The following is a 5,813-nucleotide window of genomic DNA, read 5'->3' on the forward strand; positions in this document are numbered from 1 at the left end:
CATGAGACTACGACGATTGATGGGTGTAGCCGATCAGATCGTAGCTTCTAGATTTAGTTCCATCGATTTAAGCAACAAAGCCCTTTTTCATTCTAATTTTTAGCGTTACTTGAATGGGATAAAAAAGCGCGGAGACAAACGGCGTAGCATCACAAAGCAAACGAAAGAAGGACTAAGGGAGAGGTAGTGAGAAAGAAAAGCCAGAGCCGCGCATACGACTCTGGCTTGTATTTAGCCTTAAAGCATCAGTTTTTTCATCGCATTCTTCAGCATGTGGACCTGCGGACCAATCACGACCTGCAATGCTTTCTCATCCAATTTCACCACGCCGAGCGCACCCAGCTTTTTCAGTTCATCGTCAGAGACTTTTGTCATGTCCTGCACTGTCATACGCAGTCGGGTGATGCAGTTATCCAATGACGTAATGTTGGCGTGGCCACCCAATGCATTGATAAATTGCGTTGCTTTAAAGTCACCGGCCTCTTTGGTTGATGAAATGGTCTCCATCTGTGCACAGTCTTCATCCTCTGCACGACCCGGCGTCATGATGTTCCATTTCTCAATCGCCCATTTGAAGGTGAAGAAATACAGCGCAAAGAACAAAGGGCCAACCCACAACAGATGTAACCAGCCAGTGTGCGTGCCTTGCAAAATACCAAAGGTAAAGAAATCAATCACGTTACCGTCGGTATTGCCAATCGTGTGGTCCAGTAAGTTCATCACCATAAAGCCCAAGCCATAGAAACAGGCGTGTGCAACATACAACGCTGGCGCAATGAAAAGGAACAAGAACAAGATTGGCTCTGTAATGCCGCCAACCGCAGAGGCGATAATACCCGAGATAATGAGGCCTTTAACCGCAGGGCGGTTTTTAAGCTTGGCCGACATGTAAATCGCAACCGCAGCACCCGGAAGACCAAAGATCAAGGTTGGCATTTTACCACCAGACAGGAATGCAGTGGCTGATGACGAAATCGCTTCGTTTGCGCCTAGCTGTGCATAGAAAATGCTTAGTGCCCCATGAACCACTTCACCATTGACCACCTGCGTGCCACCAATTTCGGTAAAACGCACCATGGAGGTAACAATGTGATGCAAACCAAACGGCAGCAGTAACATTTCACTCAGGCCAAACAAGAACGGACCGAATGGGCCTGACACCGCAATAAGATCGCCAATGGTATTAATCGCTGATTGCACAGGCGGCCAGATAAATGGCACCGCTAAACCCACCATCGCCATAACTGCCGTGGTCACGATAGGAATGAATCGCGCACCACTCCAAAATGCGAAGGCATCAGGAAATTGAACTTCGCGGAATCTCTCATGCAGTTTGTACACGATGATACCCGTGATAACGCCACCCAAAACGCCCGTATCAATGGTTTCAATACCCAGAATGTTTTTGACAGTGGCACCTTCAATGCCGCCAGAAACCGTCAGGTAAGTATTAATTGCCAGATTCATCACTGCATAGCCAACAAAGCCGGACATCGCTGCCACGCCTTTGTCTTCTTTCACCAGTCCGATCGGTATGGCCATCGCGAAAAGAATGGGGAGGAAAATAAACGCGACAAGACCAATCTTCACCATAAAGGTAAAGACGGCCTGCAACCAAGGTGCTGCGAGAAATGGCAAGGCCTCTTGCACGGCCTGACCACCAAAACCCGCCCCGATACCCAGCAAAATACCTGAAAAGGCAAGAAGCGCGATGGGCAGCATGAACGTCTTGCCAAGGGATTGTAAAAAGACCCAAATAGACTTATTCATTTCTTATTCCTTGTACTTAATATGCACTGAAGCAGGAAAACAACTATCTGACGTAAGCTTTAATCGTTGCGATGGTTTGCCCTTCGCTTTCTCCATAAGGTTGAATGACGTATTCACCCACATTCGCAGGGATGATGAAGGTTTCCGCGTAGTGAACAACGAATGGCGTAAACGCATCTTTCGGACTTGAAACCAAGGCTTCTCTGCCTTCAATCAAGTTCAGAACGTTGATGTTGCCGTCGGTTTGGTGCGCAACAGGCTTACTGAGCCAGTGACGACGCGTTTCAATAAACTCTCTTTCATGCAAACCGGTGCGCTCTTCACGCCATCCATCACCCTGTTCAATGAGCGTGATGTCATTAATGAGGTTCTTTTCAACCCACTCAGTATTGCGGTCCCATTGGATCACTTCTTTGCCATGGTCGAGATGAACAGGCCTTGGTTGGCCGTCCATGCCTAAACGTCCCCAATCCCAAAGTTTGAAAGTGAAGATGTAAGGCGTGGCACTTATTTCCAACACCATGGCGTTACTACCAGAGCAGTGAATGGTGCCTGCGGGGATAAGGAAGTGATCGTGCTTTTTCGCAGGGAAGCGATTAATGAATTTCTCATCGTTGAAGGCTTCACCCGTTTGCTGCGCTAGCGCGAGTTCGCACAACATTTCGTCTGGATCTATCCCTGATTTGGTGCCGAGATAAACACACGCATCATCACCCGCATCGAGCATGTAATAACTCTCATCCTGCGTGTAGTGCATACCAAATTCTTGTTGGATATATTCGGTTAAAGGGTGCACCTGCAAACTCAAATGCTGCCCTTCCATGGTATCGAGAAAATCGAAGCGAATCGGGAACTCTGCACCAAATCGCGCGTGCACGTTTTCCCCCAGCAAAGCCCTTGGTTCTAACAACACAAGATCCTGCGCCGGAATTTCTACGTGGACACCGGCATAGTTCAGAACAAGGCTGTTCTCTTCTGGTACACAGTCAAAACACCAGGCGTAATTCGGTTTGTCTGCATCAAGGTCACAGACTTCCTTCATCCATTGTCCGCCCCAAACGCCGGGGTCGAAAAAAGGCACCAATCGGAAGGGTTGTTGTGTGGTCTGTTTTAATCCTGCTAATAACGCTTCGCCGCTCACCAATTTTGGCTGTTCCAGATTGTTTGTATCCAGCAGGAAATCAGCGTGCGGCAGCACTTTGGTTTTATGACGATCGAACACACGCCATTCAATGAAGAACGCGCGTTTGTAGCGGCGAAGAATATCCTCACCGGCATTTTCTGCACCCCAATTATCCAGTTGGTAATGGCGGAAACGGTGCTGGATTTCCCATCGGGCTAAATCGGCATAGATCAAGGTGTCTGCGTTGCAAAACAAGCTTGCCGCAGGGCCATAAACGACGACTGTTCCTGACGAGATAGCATCTATTTCCGCAGATAACCGTGCGATTGCATTCGTATCAAAAAACTCCTGAATTTTATGTGGAGCAATAATGCCAAACACGCGGTCGTCGGTTATATGGCGTTCCAACATGCTAAAGATGTGTGGCTCTGGAAACTTCGCATCTTGCGTAAAGAACATCGCTGCGGGGGCCAGCTTATCGATAAAGTCACGCTTCAATAAGTCGTGGTCGACACCGTGGTAAGTATCAATGACGACGATATGTTTATTACCGTCCAGACGCGTTTTTACCGTGTCGAGAATGGCAGACCACCCTTGCCACGCGTGATTGTCATACCCAATCACAGTGACGCGAGGAGATTTATCGTAATTTGATGAAAAAGATTGGTACTTCAAAACGGTTCCTTCGATACAGCATTTGCGTTTATCCACATGCTAATGAAGGTCAGTCCGTCACGACAAACTGGTAAACTCGGTTAACCCGCCATTTTCCCTATAGTAATCAGGGATTAGTGAGGAAGTGATTACTGGATCACAGCGAGACGGCAGGAATTAACGAAAATAAAGGTTAATCGATTAATCACGCAGAAATTAGCCGTAAATGACCACAATTTATGACGTTGCAAAACGCTGTCAGGTATCCACTGCAACCGTCTCCATGGTATTGACCAACAAAGGTCGAATCTCGGAAAAAACCCGAAAAAGAGTGTTAGATGCCGTTAGCGAATTGGGCTATATCTACAATCAAGCCGCCGCTAACCTTCGTCATAAACGCAGTAATTCAGTAGGCTTGCTTATTCCCGATATCGTCAACCCTTTCTATGCAGAACTCATTGCAGGTCTTAGCGGTTATCTGGAAAAGAACGAGGTTTTGCTTTTCCTTGCACACACCGAGGAAAACGTCGCGAAGCAAAATCGCCTCATCGAATCTCTGATCAGCCAAAACGCAGGCGGGTTAATCCTGTGCCCTGCGCCTAATACCGATAAGCAGTTTCTGAACTCTGTGAAGCACCGCGGCATTCCCATCGTTCAGGTCGTGCGCCAATGCGACGATGCCATTTCGGATTATGTCGGCACGAACAACTTTCTTGGCGTGCAAATGGCGACTGAGCATCTTATTCGCCAAGGGCACCGTCATATTGCGTTTGTTGGCGGCTCGCTAAGCTCTCAAACCCGCGCTCATCGCGTAGGTGGCTATATGGCAAAACTGTTAGAGCACGGTATCGCACCCAATGAACATTACATGGTGAGCTGTAAGGCAAGCCGCGCAGACGGTGCTGCCGCTACGCATACTCTGTTAGACGCGCACCCTGAAATTACAGCCATTATTGGCTATCAAGACATTGTTGCGTTCGGGGTAATGAGAGCAATTAAAGATCGCGGACTTCGCGTTGGAAAAGACATCGCTGTTATTGGATTCGATGACGTGCCTGAAGCGAGTGACAGCTCCCCTAACCTCTCCACTGTTTCTGTGTCGGCGCGAAAAATAGGCGAAGCTGCCGGTGAATGTGTACTCGCCAGAATGCGTGGTGATAGTGCCAACATAAAAAGCGTGATTTTCCCGCCACAGCTTTGTATTAGACGATCTTGTGGGTGAGCGTGGTTTTTGCCCTGTTCGCTATCGCCACATCCGTTTTGCACCTAGCGCGTCAAGCACGAAGAAAACAGTGGTAAATGACACCTTAGTAATTAGAATGCGTGAATTGAAATTTATAACGAATTAGAGTGACTTTATGATTCGCGATTACTCCTTTGAATGTCTCGTAACCATGCCACGCCATGAACTGGAAGAGTTCAGTGCTCGAATGATCAGTAGAATGGTACCTGAAGATGTAATGAGTGAAATTTTCACCTTCGAGCAAGAAGAAGTAGACAGCGAAGAACGCCTGCTATCAGCACGTCTTGATGCCATGTTACGCATGACGGCAATCGCACTGAGTGAAATTGGGCAAGCATTTGAAGACTCAGAAAACGCAAGACAAAACAGTGAAAGGATGACGCGTTTAGTCCTTTGGCATTTCTATGCTATCTCGTTTCGTTTGGAACAAGCGATTACGCTTGAAACCCACTGCGAGCGCGTAGAAACCATCCTTAACAATCCTCCTTCAGATGTCTTTGGCTGGGTTAAGACGTTGACAGAACTTCTGCACACCTATGCGGATATGAGTTGTAAAGCGAAACGGTGACAACTAAATAACCTTGTAGCTTAATATTAGGAAGTATGAGTAGATTGCACGTTGCCAGTTATCGATTTACTCACCTTTCTGAACTTCTACAAAACAATAATTTAGTCAGTCCCAAGCGAGATTTTCAAACTCTAATTCAGAATCTCATTCAAGGTCAGTTATCTAAAACCAACAATATCACCCACAGCTAAAACTTGCTCTACATCACACTATAATTTCAGTAAACCTTAGCAGCCAGAGTATAAATTAGCCGGAGAAATAGCGACCATACTATCCAATATTTCATTCTAACCATTGAATAAGTAATAAAAAATCACTACAAAGTTTTCTCCGACTATTAATGGCTTTGTTGCTTAATTCGGTTGGAAGACATGGCAGCCTAAAGTTGTTCGGTTCTTAAGCAATATACTGAGTTTCAGGCATACCCAGTCCTGTAAGCTTGTTCAGCGCTTTGA

The 5,813-nt window shown here is 46.8% G+C and carries 4 protein-coding genes; 2 read left to right on the forward strand and 2 right to left on the reverse strand.

The genetic code is table 11. The annotated features are described in order from the left end of the window. Positions 1 to 237: 237 nt before the first annotated feature. Together malX and B5D35_RS22450 are read right to left on the reverse strand one after the other, a co-directional pair. Entirely contained in the window at positions 238 to 1,770 is a 1,533-nt protein-coding gene (gene malX / locus B5D35_RS22445; RefSeq protein ID WP_078754653.1) for a maltose/glucose-specific PTS transporter subunit IIBC, read from the reverse strand. 43 nt (positions 1,771 to 1,813) lie between these two features. Further along, a complete protein-coding gene (locus B5D35_RS22450) occupies positions 1,814 to 3,568 on the reverse strand; it encodes a class I mannose-6-phosphate isomerase (protein WP_078754654.1) in 1,755 nt (584 codons plus the stop codon). Positions 3,569 to 3,773: 205 nt separating this feature from the next. Here B5D35_RS22450 and B5D35_RS22455 point away from each other — a divergent pair, with 205 nt between their 5' ends. Next, positions 3,774 to 4,769, forward strand: a complete 996-nt coding sequence (locus B5D35_RS22455; protein WP_078754655.1) for a LacI family DNA-binding transcriptional regulator — start codon at positions 3,774 to 3,776, stop codon at positions 4,767 to 4,769. Between the two features lie 136 nt (positions 4,770 to 4,905). Then, a complete protein-coding gene (locus B5D35_RS22460) occupies positions 4,906 to 5,358 on the forward strand; it encodes an exoribonuclease R (RefSeq protein WP_078754656.1) in 453 nt (150 codons plus the stop codon). Positions 5,359 to 5,813: the final 455 nt, after the last annotated feature.

The sequence above is a fragment of the Enterovibrio nigricans DSM 22720 genome (assembly GCF_900167155.1).
GTDB classification, from domain to species: Bacteria; Pseudomonadota; Gammaproteobacteria; order Enterobacterales; family Vibrionaceae; genus Enterovibrio; species Enterovibrio nigricans.